Source organism: Enterococcus sp. AZ140 (assembly GCF_051714405.1).
GTDB lineage: Bacteria > Bacillota > Bacilli > Lactobacillales > Enterococcaceae > Enterococcus_B > Enterococcus_B pernyi.
Genome location: NZ_JBIORU010000001.1, coordinates 89,333 through 108,537, shown reverse-complemented (window position 1 = coordinate 108,537; position 19,205 = coordinate 89,333). Strand labels below are relative to the sequence as shown.

18 protein-coding genes are annotated in these 19,205 nt (G+C 40.1%); 4 read left to right on the top strand and 14 right to left on the bottom strand.

Annotated elements, in window-relative coordinates; genetic code table 11:
* Positions 1-66: 66 nt before the first annotated feature.
* From fusA to rpsL, 3 genes are all read right to left on the bottom strand, one after another.
* The gene (fusA, locus tag IGJ39_RS00485) at positions 67-2,151 is read right to left on the bottom strand and encodes an elongation factor G (RefSeq protein WP_010734473.1); all 2,085 of its coding nucleotides are present in this window, start codon (positions 2,149-2,151) and stop codon (positions 67-69) included.
* A 78-nt stretch (positions 2,152-2,229) separates the two neighbouring features.
* Complete coding sequence (rpsG, locus tag IGJ39_RS00480) at positions 2,230-2,700, bottom strand: 30S ribosomal protein S7 (RefSeq protein WP_010734474.1); 471 nt, start codon at positions 2,698-2,700, stop codon at positions 2,230-2,232.
* A gap of 91 nt (positions 2,701-2,791) precedes the next feature.
* Positions 2,792-3,205, bottom strand: coding sequence for a 30S ribosomal protein S12 (rpsL, locus tag IGJ39_RS00475; protein ID WP_010734475.1), 414 nt, complete (start codon positions 3,203-3,205; stop codon positions 2,792-2,794).
* A gap of 306 nt (positions 3,206-3,511) precedes the next feature.
* Between rpsL and rpiA the strand changes: the two genes are divergently transcribed.
* From rpiA to IGJ39_RS00460, 3 genes are all read left to right on the top strand, one after another.
* Positions 3,512-4,195, top strand: a complete 684-nt coding sequence (gene rpiA / locus IGJ39_RS00470; protein ID WP_010734476.1) for a ribose-5-phosphate isomerase RpiA — start codon at positions 3,512-3,514, stop codon at positions 4,193-4,195.
* A 111-nt stretch (positions 4,196-4,306) separates the two neighbouring features.
* Positions 4,307-4,891, top strand: coding sequence for a recombinase family protein (locus IGJ39_RS00465; RefSeq protein WP_019723066.1), 585 nt, complete (start codon positions 4,307-4,309; stop codon positions 4,889-4,891).
* Between the two features lie 276 nt (positions 4,892-5,167).
* On the top strand, positions 5,168-5,854 hold the full coding sequence (locus IGJ39_RS00460) for a 2,3-diphosphoglycerate-dependent phosphoglycerate mutase (protein ID WP_010734478.1): 687 nt from the start codon (positions 5,168-5,170) through the stop codon (positions 5,852-5,854).
* 473 nt (positions 5,855-6,327) lie between these two features.
* On the opposite strand, the gene IGJ39_RS00455 is transcribed toward IGJ39_RS00460, so the two are convergent.
* On the bottom strand, positions 6,328-6,804 hold the full coding sequence (locus tag IGJ39_RS00455) for a CPBP family intramembrane glutamic endopeptidase (RefSeq protein WP_157999841.1): 477 nt from the start codon (positions 6,802-6,804) through the stop codon (positions 6,328-6,330).
* 760 nt (positions 6,805-7,564) lie between these two features.
* Here IGJ39_RS00455 and IGJ39_RS00450 point away from each other — a divergent pair.
* Positions 7,565-8,422 (top strand): carbohydrate binding domain-containing protein, encoded by an 858-nt coding sequence (locus IGJ39_RS00450; RefSeq protein WP_019723068.1) that lies wholly within the window; start codon positions 7,565-7,567, stop codon positions 8,420-8,422.
* Positions 8,423-8,803: 381 nt separating this feature from the next.
* On the opposite strand, the gene deoD is transcribed toward IGJ39_RS00450, so the two are convergent.
* The 10 genes from deoD to IGJ39_RS00400 form a co-directional block, all read right to left on the bottom strand.
* On the bottom strand, positions 8,804-9,511 hold the full coding sequence (gene deoD, locus IGJ39_RS00445) for a purine-nucleoside phosphorylase (protein ID WP_019723069.1): 708 nt from the start codon (positions 9,509-9,511) through the stop codon (positions 8,804-8,806).
* 23 nt (positions 9,512-9,534) lie between these two features.
* A complete protein-coding gene (locus tag IGJ39_RS00440; protein WP_010734482.1) occupies positions 9,535-10,350 on the bottom strand; it encodes a purine-nucleoside phosphorylase in 816 nt (271 codons plus the stop codon).
* A gap of 85 nt (positions 10,351-10,435) precedes the next feature.
* Positions 10,436-11,602: a phosphopentomutase gene (deoB, locus tag IGJ39_RS00435; protein ID WP_019723070.1), complete on the bottom strand. Its 1,167-nt coding sequence runs from the start codon at positions 11,600-11,602 to the stop codon at positions 10,436-10,438.
* Positions 11,603-11,696: 94 nt separating this feature from the next.
* The gene (locus tag IGJ39_RS00430; RefSeq protein ID WP_010734484.1) at positions 11,697-12,653 is read right to left on the bottom strand and encodes an ABC transporter permease; all 957 of its coding nucleotides are present in this window, start codon (positions 12,651-12,653) and stop codon (positions 11,697-11,699) included.
* A complete protein-coding gene (locus IGJ39_RS00425) occupies positions 12,653-13,786 on the bottom strand; it encodes an ABC transporter permease (RefSeq protein WP_019723071.1) in 1,134 nt (377 codons plus the stop codon). Before IGJ39_RS00425 ends, IGJ39_RS00430 begins: the two co-directional genes overlap by 1 nt.
* Complete coding sequence (locus IGJ39_RS00420; protein ID WP_019723072.1) at positions 13,779-15,341, bottom strand: ABC transporter ATP-binding protein; 1,563 nt, start codon at positions 15,339-15,341, stop codon at positions 13,779-13,781. Before IGJ39_RS00420 ends, IGJ39_RS00425 begins: the two co-directional genes overlap by 8 nt.
* A gap of 248 nt (positions 15,342-15,589) precedes the next feature.
* Positions 15,590-16,675 carry a BMP family lipoprotein gene (locus IGJ39_RS00415; RefSeq protein WP_065096770.1) on the bottom strand — a complete coding sequence of 362 codons (1,086 nt, stop codon included), beginning with the start codon at positions 16,673-16,675 and terminating at the stop codon, positions 15,590-15,592.
* A gap of 63 nt (positions 16,676-16,738) precedes the next feature.
* Positions 16,739-17,137, bottom strand: coding sequence for a cytidine deaminase (locus IGJ39_RS00410; RefSeq protein ID WP_019724046.1), 399 nt, complete (start codon positions 17,135-17,137; stop codon positions 16,739-16,741).
* A gap of 18 nt (positions 17,138-17,155) precedes the next feature.
* Positions 17,156-17,818, bottom strand: coding sequence for a deoxyribose-phosphate aldolase (deoC, locus tag IGJ39_RS00405; protein WP_019724047.1), 663 nt, complete (start codon positions 17,816-17,818; stop codon positions 17,156-17,158).
* Positions 17,819-17,831: 13 nt separating this feature from the next.
* Positions 17,832-19,133, bottom strand: a complete 1,302-nt coding sequence (locus IGJ39_RS00400; protein ID WP_019724048.1) for a pyrimidine-nucleoside phosphorylase — start codon at positions 19,131-19,133, stop codon at positions 17,832-17,834.
* Between the last annotated feature and the right edge of the window lie 72 nt (positions 19,134-19,205).

The window sequence follows — 19,205 nt, the reverse complement described above, 5'->3', positions numbered from 1 at the left end:
ACGAAACTGCATAAAAAATACAGTCTCTAGATAAATCTCTTCACGAGACTACCTTGCTTTAAGAAATTATTCAGCTTTTCCGCCGTTTTTCTTAATGATTTCTTCTTGAACAGATTTCGGTACGTCTTCGTAGTGGTCAAATACCATCATGAATGTACCACGACCTTGAGTTGCTGAACGCAATGTAGTCGCGTATCCGAACATTTCTGCCAATGGAACGATTGCATTAACGATTTGTGAATTACCGTGTGCTTCCATTCCTTCGACACGTCCGCGTCGGCTTGTTACGTGTCCCATGATATCACCTAAGTAATCTTCTGGTACAGTAATCGTAACTTTCATCATTGGTTCAAGGATCACAGGACGTGCGTGTTTTGCAGCAGCTCTTAGAGCCATTGATGCAGCAACACGGAACGCTGTTTCATTTGAATCGACGTCATGGTATGAACCATCGTAAAGTTTTGCTTTGATATCCACTAATGGGTATCCAGCAAGAACACCGTTATTCATTGATTCTTCTAATCCTTTTTCAACTGCTGGGATGTATTCACGTGGAACCACACCACCAACGATTGCGTTTTCGAATTCGAAGCCTTTTCCTTCTTCGTTTGGTGTAAATTCAACCCATACGTGACCGTATTGACCTTTACCACCAGACTGACGTACAAATTTACCTTCCGCTTTTGTTGCTTCACGGAATGTTTCGCGGTAAGAAACTTGAGGCGCACCAACGTTTGCTTCAACTTTAAATTCGCGTTTCATACGGTCTACTAATACGTCCAAGTGCAACTCACCCATACCTGAGATAACTGTTTCACCTGTTTCAACGTTTGTTTCAACACGGAATGAAGGATCTTCTTCTGCAAGTTTTTGCAACGCAACACCCATTTTATCTTGGTCAGCTTTTGATTTAGGCTCAACAGCGACTTGGATAACTGGTTCTGGGAATTCGATTGATTCAAGGATAACTGGTGCATCTAATGCACACAATGTGTCCCCTGTTGTTGTATCTTTCAATCCAACAGCAGCGGCGATATCACCTGAATACACTTTGTCGATTTCTTGACGTGTGTTTGCGTGCATTTGTAGGATACGACCGATACGCTCTTTTTTGCCTTTTGATGCGTTCAATACGTATGAACCACTTTCAAGGACACCAGAGTAGACACGGAAGAAAGTTAGACGACCTACGAATGGGTCAGTCATTACTTTAAATGCTAATGAAGCAAAAGGAGCTTCGTCATCTGCAGGACGAGTTGTTTCTTCGTCTGTTTTTGAGTCAATACCTTTGATTGCTTCAATATCAAGTGGTGATGGCAAGTAATCAAGAACAGCATCCAACATCAATTGGACCCCTTTATTCTTGAATGCTGAACCAGCTAACACAGGGAAGAACTCAACGTTGATTGTTGCACGGCGGATACCGGCAATCAATTCTTCTTGAGTGATTTCTTCACCTTCAAGATATTTCATCATTAGTTCTTCGTCTGTTTCAGCAACAGCTTCGACTAATTTTTCACGCCATTCTTGTGCTTGTTCTGCATATTCTTCAGGGATTTCAGTTTCTTGGATGTCTGTGCCTAGATCGTTTGTGTAGATCTCTGCTTTCATCGTTACCAAGTCAATGATACCTGTGAAGTTATCTTCAGAACCGATTGGCAATTGGATTGGATGCGCGTTCGCTTGTAAGCGATCGTGCAATGATTTTACTGAGTATAAGAAGTCTGCACCGATTTTATCCATTTTGTTACAGAATACGATACGAGGTACTCGGTACTCAGTTGCTTGACGCCAAACAGTTTCAGTTTGAGGTTCAACACCTGATTGTGCATCAAGTACAGTTACAGCACCATCCAATACACGTAGAGAACGTTGAACTTCGATTGTGAAGTCTACGTGTCCTGGTGTATCGATGATATTTACGCGGTAACCTTTCCACTGCGCAGTAGTGGCAGCAGATGTAATCGTGATACCACGTTCTTGTTCTTGTTCCATCCAGTCCATCTGTGAAGCTCCTTCGTGAGTTTCACCGATTTTATGGATTTTACCAGTATAGTACAAGATACGCTCTGTTGTTGTAGTTTTACCTGCATCAACGTGAGCCATGATACCAATATTACGAGTTTTTTCTAGCGAAAATTCTCTTGCCATTTTCTTACTCCTCTCTTTGTTTAAATCGATTGTAAATTGACTTTCTGCTGTGGGATTAGCCGACAGACAGAGAGGATCTTACCAACGATAATGAGCAAATGCGCGGTTCGCGTCTGCCATTTTGTGTGTGTCTTCGCGTTTTTTAACAGAAGCTCCAGTATTGTTTGCAGCGTCCATGATTTCTTTCGCTAAGCGTTCTTCCATTGTGTGTTCACCGCGCAAGCGAGCGTAGTTAACTACCCAACGTAGCGCTAAAGTCGTACGACGTTCAGGGCGAACTTCAACTGGTACTTGATAGTTTGAACCCCCAACACGACGTGCTTTAACTTCAAGAACAGGCATAACATTATTCATTGCTTGTTCAAACACTTCTAATGGATCGTTACCTGTAGATTCTTTGATCAAATCAAAGGCATTATAGATAATATTAGCAGCAACACCGCGTTTTCCGTCAACCATTACACGGTTGATCAAGCGAGTTACTAATTTTGAGTTATAAATAGGATCTGGTAAAACATCACGTTTTGCAACAGGACCTTTACGTGGCATCCGTAACTCCTCCTTCCGAAATATTCTTCATAGTTGATCGAACGACTATTATATAGTAGGTTCGATTTTCATTTGTAGTAAATAATTAAAATTAAGCTTTAGGTCTTTTCGTACCGTATTTAGAACGGCTTTGTTTACGGTCGTTCACACCAGCAGTATCTAGTGCACCACGAACGATATGATAACGTACCCCTGGTAAGTCTTTTACACGTCCACCGCGTAATAGTACCACGCTATGCTCTTGTAAATTGTGACCAATCCCTGGGATATAAGCAGTAACTTCAATTAAGTTTGACAAACGAACACGAGCATATTTACGTAAAGCTGAGTTCGGTTTTTTAGGTGTCATTGTTCCCACACGTGTAGCTACCCCACGTTTTTGAGGAGAGTTCACGTTTGTTTGAGTTTTCTTAAAGCTGTTATATCCTTTGTTCAAAGCAGGTGAATTAGATTTTTCCACCTTTGATTTACGAGGTTTACGTACTAATTGGTTAATTGTAGGCATTCCTAGTTCCTCCTTCCCACGATTCACATCTAGTTCCACACATCCAGGTGGTTCTTTTTTTGCGATAAAAAATAAATGCAGTTATGCATCTTTATCAAATATGCTTTGATAAACAGTCAGCACGTCTCTTAACAGAGACCTGTAGATAAAGCACCTTGGTTAGAATATCACGGATAAAAAAGAATGTCAACCAAACATATACATTTTTTTCTATCCTATAAAATTTGTGTTATGCTCCCTATCTTTTTCGATCAAATCAAGCTAAAATAGCAGTTAAAGAGCTATAAAAATGCTGGAGGGATAGAAATGAACTTAAAGCAATTAGTAGGCATTAAAGCTGCAGAATTTGTTGAAGATGGCATGATCGTTGGACTTGGAACTGGTTCTACTGCCTATTATATGGTAGAAGAAATTGGCCGACGCATGCGCGAAGAAGGATTGAAAATCACTGGTGTCACTACTTCTAGCGGTACAAAAGCACAAGCAGAAAGCTTAGGTATCCCTTTGAAAAGTATTGATGAAGTCCCAGTCGTCGATTTGACGATCGATGGTGCCGATGAAATCAGTGCCGATTTTCAGGGAATCAAAGGCGGCGGTGCTGCTCTTTTATTTGAAAAGATTGTCGCATCTTATTCAAAACAAACGATCTGGATCGTCGATGGATCAAAAATGGTGGATCAACTTGGGCGCTTTCCACTCCCTGTCGAAGTCATCCCTTATGGTTCTCAACAACTGATGCGTCTTTTTAAAGAAAAAAATTATCAGCCTGTATTACGTCAAACAGAAACTGGGGAGACCGTCGTAACAGATAGTGGACATTATATTATTGACCTTCATTTAGAACGAATTGAAGATCCCGAAAAATTAGCGACTTATTTGGATCAATTAGTCGGTGTCGTCGAACACGGCTTGTTTTTAAATATGGTTTCAAAGGTTGTCGTTGCCTCTGAAAATGGCGTGTCTGTACTCGATACTCCCTTTCAAAAATAATGCGAAAGAGATTCGTTGAAAATGCCTAAAAAAACTATCTTTTTCAGTTACTTTATGCTACATTTTTACTTGTCTCAAACACTTAGAAAACTTTGCTAGAAAGGAATCACCATGAAGATTATCGGTTATGCACGTACAACTATCAATGATGTCGATTTGACGGCTCAAATGCAAAAACTCTCTGATTTTGGTTGTCATGAAATTTTTCACGAAACGTATGGTCAAAAAGACAGTTTATCTGACGCCATTTGTTTAGAAAAAGTCATCGAAAAAATGGAGCAAGGCGATACATTAGTGATTTGCCAGCTTCATCATCTAGGAAAATCGACAAGACAACTAACAGAATTCACGAAATTATTTAAAGACCGTGGGTTACATCTAGTCAGCATCACAGAAAAAATCGATACTCGCGAACCTATGGGGACGGTCTACTTCCAATTGATGGAAGGATTAGCTGAGATGGAGTGTGCATTGATCAAAGAACGCACGCTGATTGGATTAGATGAAGCACGCAAAAAAGGAAAAATCGGCGGACGACCAAAAATCGATGCCAAAACAATCAAAAAAATTCGTCGTCTCTACTATGAAAAGAAAGAAACGATCCAATTTATTTCTTCAAAATGTGGCGTTTCAGTCGGCACTTGCTACAAATATATCAACCTACCTGAAAAAGAGCTTCAGCAATTATTCAATTAATTAGCAAGTACAAACCCGTTGATTTCAATAATTGATCGAAAGAACCCACACTAAACAAACAGAAATTATTTTACTTAATAGATAAAAAGGTTGTCAAACAAGTTTTTTGAGTGAAAGCTCTGTAATAACGCTTGTTTACAGCCTTTTTTTTAGTTCGTCTGTGGTCTTTTAAACAAACAGCTTTCATTTTACAATGGAAATCTTATGAAAAACATTGTACAATAAGGCAGAACTGAAATTTTCAGAAATAACACTTATTTTAAAGGAGAGTTAAACATGCCAAAATTAGTTTTTTCTCGTCACGGTCTTAGCGAATGGAATGCATTGAACCAATTTACTGGTTGGGCAGATGTAAACCTAGCACCAGAAGGAATCGAAGAAGCAAAAGAAGGCGGACGTAAAATCAAAGAAGCTGGAATCGAATTTGATGTTGCTTATACTTCTGTATTAACTCGTGCCATCAAAACTTGTAACTTGATTTTAGAATACTCAGATCAACTTTGGGTACCACAAATCAAATCATGGCGCTTGAACGAACGTCATTATGGTAAATTACAAGGATTAAATAAAAAAGAAACAGCAGAAAAATATGGTGACGAACAAGTTCACATCTGGCGTCGTTCATACGATACTCTTCCTCCATTAATGGAAGCAACTGATGAAGGTTCAGCAGCAAACGATCGTCGTTATGCAATGTTAGACAAACGCGACGTACCTGGTGGAGAAAACTTGAAAGTTACTTTAGAACGCGCATTGCCATTCTGGCAAGACGAAATTGCACCAGCTTTGTTAGACAACAAAACTGTCTTAGTTGCTGCACATGGTAACTCTTTACGTGCATTAGCAAAACATATCGAAGGAATCTCTGATGAAGACATCATGGATCTTGAAATCCCAACAGGTCAACCACTTGTTTATGAATTAAACGACGACTTGACTGTCATCAAAAAATACTACTTATAATAGATAATCTATTATAAGTATGACAGCCCCCTCACCTCCTATTATTGTAAGAGATGAAGGGGCTGTTTTTTTAGATATTAGATAGACGGCAGTCTTAGCTATCAAATGCGAATGACATCAAATTACATAAGAACTAATGATCATAATAGTAAGTACTGTTTGAATAAAAAAAAAATTAAGAGAAGGGGCGCAGCATTGAGAGAAAAAAGAACGTTTGGTTTATTATCTATCACGCCTAATGGCGCATGAACCACTCAGTAATCATTTCTAAATAACTCGAAAGATTCGTTATGTAAGACATTTTACTAACAGAGGTCGGGACAGAAGTGTTCAGCCTCGAGAAATAAGGCGCCATCCACGAAAATTGTTCTTCAAATTTTTGTGGATGGCGCCTTATTTCCGAAGAGGTTACTTCTGTTCCCGCCGTTTATTCGGTTTTAGGTGGTGGGAGAGAACTAATGTCCCACTCCCGTTTATTGAGCCATAGATAGCGAGAGGACAAATAGATTATATAAGCTATGTAACATCATGGCAGGTAATATATTGTTGGTTTTCACGTATAGATATATTGTAGCTAAAGTCAAAAATAGAACTTGGACCATTGCGAATAGATTTCCACCATATGTAAAGCTATGCCCATAGAAAAAGAATCCTGTTGAAACCAGCCCATACACTAATTTTAACCAATTAGAATCAGTTATACTCAAAAATAGGTAACGGTACACTAATTCTTCTCTTATTGGGGAAATCACTATGACAGAAAATAGAACAACACTCTCGTAATTTTGTGAGACTACTTCAAAACTGCCAAATACAAGTACCATATATATAAAATTCGTCACTAACAAAAGTAGCAAAGTGAATCCTACTTGTTTCATCATTGACAGATTCAGACCTTGTAATGCTCGATTTAATTCGGACATGCAAAGTAAGTAAATAAATAAAATCATTATTAGATTTAGACCCAATTGGTTATTTTCTAATAGTATGAGAATGGTCTTACTTCTTATTATTCCAAAGTTTGTTATACAAAAAATGGTTATCCAGACAGTTAGGATGATACTTTTTATGAGAGTTAGCCGCATATGATCTATCTTCATCTTGACCACCAATTAATAGAACTATGAATCATCTTGTCCCCCTTCTCACCGACTCCTGAAAAAGCAAGCAGTAATTGCTTAGATAGTTAAAACACTGTAATTCTCTTTCTGATCGCATGCCCAACATACAATGCTTATGTTTATTAAATAAACAATTTCTTTTGGTATCTCCCTTCCAATTTATCAACTTGCTATGTAAAAGTACTCTTTATTATTTTCATCACCACTTTCTCATTATACCTCTTCCTTTTTTTTCATAGCAAGATGTCAGACAATCATTCAGTTGTGGAGCGAATTTTTTTTGTAGAAACTTATTTGAATTTCATTCTTTTATCCTGTTTCTAAGAGGAAGTTTTCATTTATATGAGCTATCACCACAACTCTCCATCTTTTCTTATATTGCTAATAAATGAAATTAAGATAAAAATCAACCTCATAGAACTATTTATTTTATCATTTTTTTCTAATAATTGATGTTATGGAGGAAAAAGCGTTTACATGACCGCTATTTTCTCGGTTATGATTAATTTGTGAGATACAGACAGACTAAAAGGCTGCATCTTACAAACAAAATCAAAAAAAATAAAAATATAGAGTGAGGAGAGACAAGATGATCAAAAATAATTTAAAAACAATGATGGCAGCAGGTATGGTATTTTTAAGTTTAGGAGGATCCGTTTCGACATTCGCAACAAGTCTATCAACAACTGACTTCGTTAGTACAAGCAAACAGGCCATTGAGCAACAATTGTATATCCATAATGGTGACTTTAATGACGGGTTTGATCGTTGGATCGTTAGTGACCCAGATTCAAATAATCCCACACTTCAAACCGTAAATGGAAATAACTTTGCTTTAGCAAGAGATGGTGAAAATGTTCATCAATACGTGACATTAAAACCAAATACTACCTATACATTTAGTTATGATGTTGCAGCAAGCGAATCAGCACCAGGACGTGTTGAATTAGGGATCATGAATCACGGTGTTGGTTTCGATGTATTAGAACGCGTTGAACATAATAACGAGGACTGGGAACGTGGCAAACTTACCTTTACGACTCCAGACGCTGAAAATACATACCTTGTGCGCTTTGCTTCTACATGGAATGGTTGGGCGCAATATGACAATATCCAAGTAGAAACAGGCGTAACGGAAACAAGCTTGTTATCTGTAGGGAGAGAAGGCCATCTGGCGTTTGCCTACTTAACTTTAGATCAGGACCGTTTCAACAGCCGAGAAAGACTAGTCGTAACTGTTGATGGAAGATATCTTTTTGAGACACATAATGGAATCAATTACTATTCCTCTAGAAGATTAGTTGATGGCAACATTCAAATACGACAAACCATTGCTGGTACTGCAGGTCAAGTCGTCCAAGTTCATAGAGTACCTGGACACCCAGGACAAAATTTACCAGGACGAGTATTGTTAGAATCATATACTATTGAAGCAGATTTGTTTTAATCATAAATGACCATAAATCATACCATATCACATGAGCAATTGAATGATTAAGGTATTCATTTAGACGAAGCCACCAACAGGATATGACTCATTTGTCACATCCTGTTGGTAGCCTAGTCCGGAACAGAAAGAGCGTAACTCGCTTCTTTCTGTTCTTTTTTATTTGGTTAAGATTGTGCCATTCGTCTGCAATTGAAGGAATGGCGATTCACATTTTAGACATTCAAGTGGTTGACTTCAGGAGGACTCGCGAAGTAACTGAAGCAACGGTTGTCGTTGATTTCAGGTTATGTGAGACAGTTTCTACAAAAAAATGTGACTGCCAATTTTCAATTAATAGAAGACTAAGCAGTCACACTTTCTTACTATTTAGTTATTACTTTACCCCTGAATCGCCGTTTCCAATCCTACTTCGATCATGTCATTGAATGTTGTCTGACGTTCGCTGGCAGTTGTTTCTTCACCGGTGATCAGATGGTCACTGACCGTCATGATCGCTAGTGTTTGCACGTGGTATTTTGCACCTAGATAATACAACGCAGCAGCTTCCATTTCCACGCCCATCACACCTAGTTCTGCTAACTTGAATGTCTCTGTCAGATCGTCTTTGTAGAAAGAATCTTCTGATAGTACATTGCCGACGTGTGTAGTAAAACCTTTTTCTTTCGCTACTTCGTATGCTTTCAACAACAAGTCAAAATCACAGATTGGTGGAAAGTGGAAGGCGTTGAAATCCTTCTCAATCATGGAAGAACTAGTCGCAGCTCCTTGTGCTAACACCAAATCACGAACGTGTACGTCTTTTGACAAGGCACCGCATGTGCCAACACGAATCAATTTTTTTACGTCATAAGAATTGACCAACTCATGCGCATAGATCATCGCTGAGGGCATACCCATTCCTGTTCCTTGAACAGAGACTCTTTCCCCTTTATACGTTCCAGTATAACCAAGCATACCGCGTACTTGGTTATAACAAACTGGATTCTCTAAAAAAGTTTCTGCAATATACTTCGCTCTTAGTGGATCGCCAGGAAGTAAAATCTTGTCTGCAATCTCTCCTGGTTTTGCTTCAATATGAACACTCATTTCCGGACCTCTCAATCAATTTTTTATAGTAAAGAAAGTGTTTCTTTGATCAATGATTTAAATGTTTGTTTGACTCTTTCAGTTGTTTCAACGACTTCTTCGTGATTCAAGTTTGCTTGCATACCAGCAGCCAAGTTGGTGATACAAGAAATTCCTAAGACCTTCAACCCGCTATGAGCTGCAACGATGACTTCTGGTACAGTCGACATGCCCACTGCATCTGCACCCATCACGCGAGACATGCGAATCTCAGCTGGTGTTTCGTACGTTGGACCAGAATAGCCCATATACACGCCTTCTTTTAATTCTACGTCTAATGATGTCGCTGCTGCTTTTGCCATTTCGCGATACGCTTTTGTATAAGCTTCACTCATATCAGGGAAACGAGGCCCCATTTCTTCGTCATTAGGCCCAATCAATGGATTTTGACCTGTAAAGTTGATATGATCGGTGATCAGCATCAAATCACCTGGTGCAAATGATTCATTCACGCCACCACACGCATTGGTCACAACAACTGAATGCGCGCCTAGCGCAGCCATCACTCGCACAGGATAAGTGACTGTTTGCATCGAATGACCTTCATAAAAATGGAAACGTCCTTGCATCGCCAATACTTTTTTGCCTGAAAGCGTTCCGTAAACAAGTTGACCTGCATGTCCAACGACTGTCGAAGTTGGAAAGAACGGAATCTTATCATAAGGAATCACGATTGCTTCTTCGATCTCCTCTGCTAATTCACCTAAACCTGAACCTAAGATCATGCCAAAATCGATCGTTCCGACACCTTTGCTTTTGATAAACGCAGTCGTCTCTTGTAACATCTCATTTAATTTCATTGTTTTTCTCCTATATATAAAATTTTGATTATTCTATCTTACATAATAAAGCCAATGATGATTCATTGATGGATGATGCACGTCGTTATTTCAATAGTTTTAAAAAGCTTTCGCCATTTTCAGTTGCTGCTACGTTAAAGTTTTCGGCAATCGTTGCAGAGATATCCGCATAATAACCTTGTGGTAAACTACCTTGCCCACTCATTTGTTTACTATAAGCAAGTAGTGGCACATATTCGCGAGTATGGTCCGTACCAGTGAAAGTTGGATCATTCCCATGGTCAGCGGTGATCAATAATAGATCATCATCAGCCATTGCATCTAACAATTCTGGAATACGCAAATCAAAATCTTCGATGGCATGCGCATAACCAACCACATCGCGACGATGACCGTATAACGCATCAAAATCGACTAAGTTTGTAAAACTCAACCCAGTGAAGTCTTGCTTCATCACATTCAATAATTGATCCACACCGTCCATATTGCTCTTTGTACGAACAGAATCGGTGATGCCTTGACCATTGAAAATATCATTGATCTTACCGACTGCAATAACATCTTTGCCGGCTTCTTTCAACGAGTCTAAAACCGTATGTCCAAATGGATCTAATGCGTAATCGTGACGGTTGCTTGTGCGCGTAAAGTTACCTGGCTCACCAAGATATGGACGGGCAATGATCCGACCGATCATATAAGGATCATCTTTTGTAATTTCACGAACATATTCGCAAATCCGATAAAGTTCTTCTAAAGGAATAATTTCTTCATGTGCAGCAATTTGTAACACTGGATCAGCTGACGTATAAACGATCAAGTCGCCGGTTTTCATTTGATGTTCACCAAAGTCGTCAATGACTGCTGTTCCGCTATAAGGTTCGTTACAAACAATTTTACGTCCAGAGAAGTCTTCGATTTTCTTCAATAATTCATCCGGGAAGCCGTTTGGAAAAACACGAAATGGTGTTTTGATATTCAATCCCATGATTTCCCAATGTCCTGTCATTGTATCTTTGCCGACAGAAACTTCTTCCAATTTGGTCGCATACCCTTGATGATCTTGCACTGCTTCGACCCCTTCTAAAGGACGAATCGTTCCTAATCCAAGTTGCTCCAAATTCGGTATCGTCAGCCCAGCTTCTTTAGCAATATGACCTAATGTATCCGAACCTTTATCTCCGAATTTTTCAGCATCAGGTGCTTCTCCGATTCCGACTGAATCCATGACGATCAAATGTACGCGTTTAAACATGAGTATTCCTTCTTTCTATTTATTTTCTTTATAAAGTAAAAAGGGCGAGCCGAAAAAAACTTCCCGTAACCCGCCCTTTTTAATCACTAAACGATTATTTGGATTTTATATAATTCTTACCGTTGGCTTTTGGTCCAGATGCTTTACCTAAGAACGCCACTAAAACGATAATCGTTAATAGATAAGGCGCAATTTGTAGTAAAACTGGTGGAATTGAAGAAATCACTGGTAATTGCGCGCCGATGATACTCAAACTTTGTGCAAAACCAAAGAATAAGGATGCACCCATCGCACCTAGTGGATTCCACTTACCAAAAATCATTGCAGCCATTGAGATGAACCCTTGACCGACAATCGTTCCTGCTGAAAAGTTCCCAGAGATCGATTGAGCGAACACAGCTCCACCCATGCCTCCAAGAAGACCAGAAATCAAGACACCTGAATAGCGCATCGCATATACATTGATCCCTAGTGTATCTGCAGCTTGAGGATTTTCCCCAACAGAACGTAAACGTAAACCAAATTTAGTTTTGAAGATGACGAACCATGCGATAACAGCAATTAAAATCGCACAATACGCTGGTAAAAATGTATTTCTAAAGAAAATTTGACCAATCACTGGTATCTCAGATAATCCAGGAAATGAAAAGTAACCTAAGTTTTGTGAGATATTGTCTGTTTGTCCTTTACCATACCATGCTTTGATCAAAAATACACCTAAAGCAGGTGCCATCAAATTGATGACCGTTCCGCTGATGATATGGTCTGCGCGCAAGCTGATCGTTGCGACTGCATGGATCAAGGAAAAGAGAACACCAACCACGCCACCGACTAAAATAGCAATCCAAGGAGTCATTGAGCCTAATGTGTCACTCATCGTCAAGTTGAAGACGACTGCACTAAATGCCCCCATCACCATGATGCCTTCTAACCCAACGTTGACGATCCCGCTTCGTTCAGAAAACGTTCCGCCTAAGGAGGTTAAAATCAACGGTGTTGAATAAACAAGTGTTGATGTAAGGATCAAGGAAATCAGTTCTACTGTTGACATTACAGCTCTCCTCCTTCTTGATTTTGATGATTTGGTTTCGTTTCAATCGTTGCGACGATCTCCTCTTGTTTTTTCCCTTGGAAGAATTTCGCCATAAGGAAACGAATCAAGAAGTTGATCCCCACGAAGAAGATGATCAAGGCAATCGATACATTGACGATTTCAAACGGTACACCAGCACCAGTTTGCATCCCTAACCCACCGATTTTTAGAACACTGAATAATAGCGCAGATAACAAAATCCCGATGGCAGAACCAGAACCTAATAAGGAAACGGCCATACCGTCAAACCCAATGGATAATGAGGTTGTTTGAACGAAGAAGTTTTGGTATGTTCCTAGTCCTTCGACCACACCACCTAGACCAGCTAGTCCACCAGAGATAACCATGGATAAGACAATTGTTCGTTTACTACTCATTCCCGCATATTCAGAGGCATATGGATTCAATCCAACAGAACGGATCTCAAAGCCTAAGGTTGTTTTCTTCATGACGATCCATACAAGCACTAACGCAATCAGTGCCAAGAAGAGTCCGCCATTCACACGAGAGCCTCCAAACATCTGGGTCAGCCAAGGAATACGTAAGGAAGCATTCTCACTGATCATATTTGAAGAGTCTAAACTTGAACGATAAGATTCAGGCATTATTTCATGAAGTGTGTACGTACTTAAATAGAGCAAAATATAATTCATCATGATCGTTACGATAACTTCACTTGTTCCAAAGAACGCACGTAACAATCCTGGAATAGCTGCGGCCATTGCCCCAGCAAGTGCACCTAAAATCACGCACATTGGCAATAAAATGATTTTTGGTAGATCTGGAAAAGCTAACGCCGTCCAAATGCTTATGATCCAGCCACAAAGTGCTTGTCCAGAAAGCCCGATATTAAAGAATCCGGCTGAATTTGCAACAGAAAAACCTAAGGCTGTAAAAATCAAAGGTGTTGCTTGTCTTAACGTTTCACCGATACTTCGTTGTGAACCTAACGAAGCATTCAACATCGAAGAATATCCTTGGATTGGATGATAACCAAAGGCAACCATCAAAATAGCACCTAAAATCAACCCTAAAATAACCGAAAATATAGGTACTAGCAGATTACGGAACCTTTCGCTACGATCATTCATGTGTGTCACCAACCTTTTCTAACTCTCTACGTGCTTCTTCTAAAGTATAACCCGCCATCAATAGACCTAGCTCGTTTTCAGATGTTTCTTTTGGATCAACGATCCCCACGATTTTTCCTTGATGGATTACCGCAATACGATCGGACACATTTAAAATTTCTTCTAATTCAAAACTAATCAATAAAACTGCTTTGAACTTATCACGTTGCTCAATCAAACGTTTATGGATAAACTCGATTGCACCAACATCTAATCCACGTGTTGGATTCGCAACGATCAGTAGATCAGGGTCACGATCGATCTCGCGAGCAATGATGGCTTTTTGTTGGTTCCCACCAGATAAAGCTTTCGCTGGTACTAATTCGTTCGTTGTCCGCACATCATACTCATCGATTAAATCTCTAGCATGTTCATTCATCACACCATAGTTCAACAGACCATTTTTACTATACGGTTTTTGATAGTAGGTTTGCATGGCAATATTTTCAGATAACGTCATATCAAGGACCAAGCCATATTTATGTCGATCTTCTGGCACATGTCCTAGCCCAGATTCAGTGATTTTACGTGGTTTTTTATTCGTGATCTCTTCGTCTTTCAAACGAATCGTTCCACTTTCTACTTTACGTAAACCGGTTAACGCTTGGATCAACTCCGATTGTCCATTTCCATCGATTCCAGCAATACCTAAGACTTCACCTGCTCGGACTTCCAGACTCAAATCTTTCACTGCTTCTAATCCGCGGTTTTCTTTAACTACAAGATTTTCAACAGAAAGCACCACTTCTTGTGGACGTGCTTCTTTTTTCATTGTTTTGAATGAGACGGTTCTTCCGACCATCATATCGGCTAACTGTTGCGAAGAAACATCTTTTACATTGACCGTTCCAATCCCTTGACCACGACGAATGACCGTACAACGATCGGCAACTGCTTTGATCTCATCTAATTTATGTGTGATCAAAATGATCGACTTTCCTTCTTTGACTAACTCTTTCATGATCACGATCAATTCATCGATTTCTTGCGGCGTCAGTACGGCTGTTGGCTCATCAAAAATCAAGACATCTGCACCACGATAGAGTGTTTTTAAAATCTCCACACGTTGTTCCATACCGACAGAAATATCACGAACGTACGCATCCGGATTCACTGCTAAGCCATATTGTTCAGATAATCGTTTGATTTCTTCACGGGCTTTCTTACGGTTCAAGATACCGCCTGTACTTGGCTCACTACCTAGTACGATATTTTCTGTTACTGTGAATGCATCGACTAACATAAAGTGTTGATGCACCATTCCGATCCCTAATTGATTGGCTTTCGTCGGGCTCGTGATGTTTACTTCTTTGCCGTGCATCAAAATCTCACCTGATGTTGGCTCTAAAAGACCGGATAAAACATTCATTAACGTTGATTTACCTGCACCATTTTCACCAAGCAAGGCATGGATTTCTCCTGCTTTCACTTGAAGGTTGATGTTGTCATTTGCTTTGAAAGTACCGAATTGTTTCGTGATATTTCGCATTTCGATGACAATATTTTCTTGATCCACATTTTTCACATCCTAACAATTTATATCCAGACGACATTGTTTAAAAAATAAAAGGGACGATGACGATCGTTCACAAAACGTCGCTCATCGAGTAACCAAAATCCAAGGAGCTAAGCTACTTGTTACAAGTTGTTCCCTTATCCAAATCGGGATACCTAGCAACTTGCATAAAAAAACAACATTAAGTAGATAACTAAACGATAGCCCTGTTAAACAATTGTCCAACAAGGCTATAGAAATGGTATTTATTAGCTTTCAGGAGTTTCAGGAACTTCGATGTCACCTGAAATGATTTTTTCTTTTGCTTCATCCACTGCTTTTTTCGCTTCATCAGAAAGTTGGCCTTCAGTGATACCTACACCGTCTTCTTTCAAACCATAAACAGTGTGTTCGCCACCAGGGAAGTCACCCTCTGCTGATTGTTGTGCTAAATCTTTTACAACTGTTCCTACACCTTTAAGTGTTGATGTCAATGTGAAGTTTTTGTCTTCACCATTCAATGTGTAGTTTCCTTCGTCAGATTGGTCACGGTCAACACCGATTACCCAAACTTTTTTGTCACCTGATTCATTTAATGATTTTGCTTCTTGGAAGACACCGTTACCAGTACCACCTGAAGCATGGAAAATGATGTCAGCGTTTTGTGCGTACATACCTTGTGCGATTGAACGTCCTTTATCTGGAGCTGAGAAATCACCTGCGTATTGGTTCAATACTTCGATGTCTTTGTTCAACGCTTCAGCGCCTGCTTTAACTCCGGCATTGAAACCAGCTTCAAAACGGTCGATTACTTCCCCTTTAACGCCACCGATAAATCCAACCACATTTGTTTCAGTTGTGTAAGCTGCTGCAACTCCAGCAAGATAAGAAGCTTCGTTATCTTTGAATGTTGCTGAAACGACGTTGTCTTTTCCTTCGATCACATCATCAATGATTGCAAAGTTTGTTTCAGGGTTACTTGTTGCTTGTTCTTCGATTGCAGGTTTCAATTTAAAACCAATCCCAAAAATTGTCTTGAAGCCAGCGTTTAACGCTTGATCGATATTTGGAATATAATCTGATTCATTGGCAGATTGGAAATATTGGAAGCCATCGTTTCCACGTGACAAGCCTTGCTCTTTACCCCAATCTTCTAACCCTTCCCAAGCTGACTGGTTGAATGAACGGTCGTCGACGCCACCTGTATCTGTAATCAATGCTGCAGTTGCTGTTCCTGATGCACTGTTTCCACCGGTTGAATCAGTAGAATCTGAACCGCCGTTACCGCATGCGCTTAAAAGTAAGCCTGCTGATAGTGCGATAGCACCTAAACCAAATAATTTTGCTTTTTTCATTTCTGTAAAGCCCCCTAAAAGTAGTTGTTTTTTCAACAGTCAGCTGACTGAATTGAACATAATTTATAAATCTTTTTCTGAAAATGCGTAAGGTAATAACTCTCTTACGGTCATCGTTTTCGTCACACCATTGTCGCCAACCAACGTAACTGGCATCTCTGGCTCACAAAATTCTGCCATTACTTGGCGACAAGCACCACATGGAGAAATCGGCTCAGGTGTATGACCTGCAACGACTAGATGTGTAAAGTCCATTTCTTTTTCAGATACTGCTTTAAAAAACGCGGTACGTTCTGCGCAATTCGTTAAACCAAATGACGCATTTTCGATATTCAATCCTTGATAGGTTTTCCCAGATGCTGTCACTAAACAAGCACCTACTGGAAATTTGGAATAAGGCACATACGCTTTATCCAAGGCGTCGATAGCGATATCGATCCATTCTTGTTTGATTTCTGACATCTTTTTCTCCTTAGAATATTAATAGCCTTCGCCAGTTGAACCGGACATGATTGACACACCAGCACTTGTACCGATTCGTGTGGCACCTGCTTCGATCATCGCAACGGCTTCCGCTTCATTGTGGATACCTCCTGAAGCTTTGACGCCCATTTCTGGACCAACCGTTTCACGCATCAAGCGGATATCTTCCACTTTCGCGCCACCTGTTGAAAAACCAGTAGATGTTTTCACAAAATCAGCTCCTGCAGCTTTCGCTAATTCGCAAGCTTTGATGATTTCCGCTTGTTCTAACAAGGCTGTTTCAATGATTACTTTAACTAACGCGCGGTCTTTTGCAGCTTCGACTACCGCTTCGATATCTTTTTTCACGACATCGTCTTGTTCAGATTTCAAGGCACCGATATTGATGACCATATCCACTTCATCTGCGCCATTTTCGATCGCATTCGCTGTTTCAAATGCCTTTGTTTCGGCTGTGTTTGCTCCTAATGGGAAACCAATGACGGTACAAACAGCGACTGGCTCACCTTGTAGTTCCTCTTTCGCCAAGGCAACCCATGTTGGATTGATACAGACTGAATAGAAATGATGTTTTTTTGCTTCCCCAATAATGCGCATCACATCTGCTTTTGTTGCATCTGCTTTTAGAATTGTGTGGTCGATCATTCGATTTAATTCCATGTCTCTTCTCCTTCTACTCTGTAATGATGTCATGAATCAGGATAGGCTTCTCCGCCATATCACCGATTTCAATATTTTTATATAACAAGTCGATCACTGGCGAAATGTCTTCTTCATTACTATAGATCCTCAATAGCGATTCGCCAGCTTCTACTTTATCACCGATTTTCTTATTCAATCGTAAACCAACAGCATGATCGATCGAATCTTCTTTCGTTTTACGTCCTGCACCAAGCATCATTGCTGCGATCCCTAATTCGTTCGCAACGATTTTTGTCACGACACCTGTTGTCTTCGCTGGCAGTTCATAAATATAACGAGCAGTTAACAACCGCGCAGGTTCATCGACAACTGTTGGGTCGCCCCCTTGGTTCTGGATCATTTCTTTGAATTTAGCTAAAGCTTTCCCTGATTCAAGGGCTTCTTTTAGCATTTCGCGCGCTTCTTCGATCGATGCCGCTTTTTCGGCTAAAACGACCATTTGACTACCTAAAGCATAGCACATTTCAACTAAATCTTCCGGTCCGTTCCCTTGAAGTGTTTCAATGGCTTCAACGACTTCTAAGCTGTTGCCGATTGCTTCACCCAACGGTTCAGACATATCAGAGATCACTGCTACTGTTTGGCGACCGGCTAATTTGCCGATCCGTGTCATGGTCTTCGCCAAGCGTCTCGCGTCATCGATATTTTTCATGAAGGCACCGTCACCCGTCGTCACATCTAGCACGATCGCATCCGCTCCTGCGGCGATTTTCTTACTCATGATCGAACTAGCAATCAATGGGATCGAGTTGACCGTTGCCGTCACATCACGCAAGGCATACAATTTTTTATCTGCTGGAGCGAGATTGCCCGATTGGCCGATCACCGCTACTTTACTTTCGTTCACGGTGCGGATGAATTCTTCATCTGATAGTTCGATCCGAAATCCAGGAATAGCTTCTAACTTATCTAATGTGCCACCTGTGTAGCCAAGACCACGCCCTGACATTTTTGCCACAGTTGCACCTACACTTGCTACTAAAGGTGCTAAAATCAAGGTAGTTGTATCCCCCACGCCTCCGGTAGAATGCTTGTCGACTTTGATCCCATCTAAGGAACTTAAATCGATCACATCGCCAGAATGAGCGATTGCCAACGTTAGATCAGTGATTTCTTCATCGGTCATATCCTGATAGAAAATAGCCATCAATAATGCGCTGATTTGGTAATCAGGAATGTTATCATTTGTGTAGTTCGTGACAATGTACGAAATCTCTTCCTTTGATAATTGGTGTCCATCTCTCTTTTTTTCGATCAAATCGACCATCCGCATGCCGTAATCCTCCTCGTTCTTCATTCGGTATTATACAGGAATTTCGAAAAAGGTAAACCACTTTAGTAAACC

Bases quoted from the DNA above. Each gene is read 5' to 3' on its own strand.
- fusA (WP_010734473.1), bottom strand. From the start codon at position 2,151: ATGGCAAGAGAATTTTCGCTAGAAAAAACTCGTAATATTGGTATCATG.
- rpsG (WP_010734474.1), bottom strand. From the start codon at position 2,700: ATGCCACGTAAAGGTCCTGTTGCAAAACGTGATGTTTTACCAGATCCT.
- rpsL (WP_010734475.1), bottom strand. From the start codon at position 3,205: ATGCCTACAATTAACCAATTAGTACGTAAACCTCGTAAATCAAAGGTG.
- rpiA (WP_010734476.1), top strand. From the start codon at position 3,512: ATGAACTTAAAGCAATTAGTAGGCATTAAAGCTGCAGAATTTGTTGAA.
- IGJ39_RS00465 (WP_019723066.1), top strand. From the start codon at position 4,307: ATGAAGATTATCGGTTATGCACGTACAACTATCAATGATGTCGATTTG.
- IGJ39_RS00460 (WP_010734478.1), top strand. From the start codon at position 5,168: ATGCCAAAATTAGTTTTTTCTCGTCACGGTCTTAGCGAATGGAATGCA.
- IGJ39_RS00455 (WP_157999841.1), bottom strand. From the start codon at position 6,804: ATGATTTTATTTATTTACTTACTTTGCATGTCCGAATTAAATCGAGCA.
- IGJ39_RS00450 (WP_019723068.1), top strand. From the start codon at position 7,565: ATGATCAAAAATAATTTAAAAACAATGATGGCAGCAGGTATGGTATTT.
- deoD (WP_019723069.1), bottom strand. From the start codon at position 9,511: ATGAGTGTTCATATTGAAGCAAAACCAGGAGAGATTGCAGACAAGATT.
- IGJ39_RS00440 (WP_010734482.1), bottom strand. From the start codon at position 10,350: ATGAAATTAAATGAGATGTTACAAGAGACGACTGCGTTTATCAAAAGC.
- deoB (WP_019723070.1), bottom strand. From the start codon at position 11,602: ATGTTTAAACGCGTACATTTGATCGTCATGGATTCAGTCGGAATCGGA.
- IGJ39_RS00430 (WP_010734484.1), bottom strand. From the start codon at position 12,653: ATGTCAACAGTAGAACTGATTTCCTTGATCCTTACATCAACACTTGTT.
- IGJ39_RS00425 (WP_019723071.1), bottom strand. From the start codon at position 13,786: ATGAATGATCGTAGCGAAAGGTTCCGTAATCTGCTAGTACCTATATTT.
- IGJ39_RS00415 (WP_065096770.1), bottom strand. From the start codon at position 16,675: ATGAAAAAAGCAAAATTATTTGGTTTAGGTGCTATCGCACTATCAGCA.
- IGJ39_RS00410 (WP_019724046.1), bottom strand. From the start codon at position 17,137: ATGTCAGAAATCAAACAAGAATGGATCGATATCGCTATCGACGCCTTG.
- deoC (WP_019724047.1), bottom strand. From the start codon at position 17,818: ATGGAATTAAATCGAATGATCGACCACACAATTCTAAAAGCAGATGCA.
- IGJ39_RS00400 (WP_019724048.1), bottom strand. From the start codon at position 19,133: ATGCGGATGGTCGATTTGATCGAAAAAAAGAGAGATGGACACCAATTA.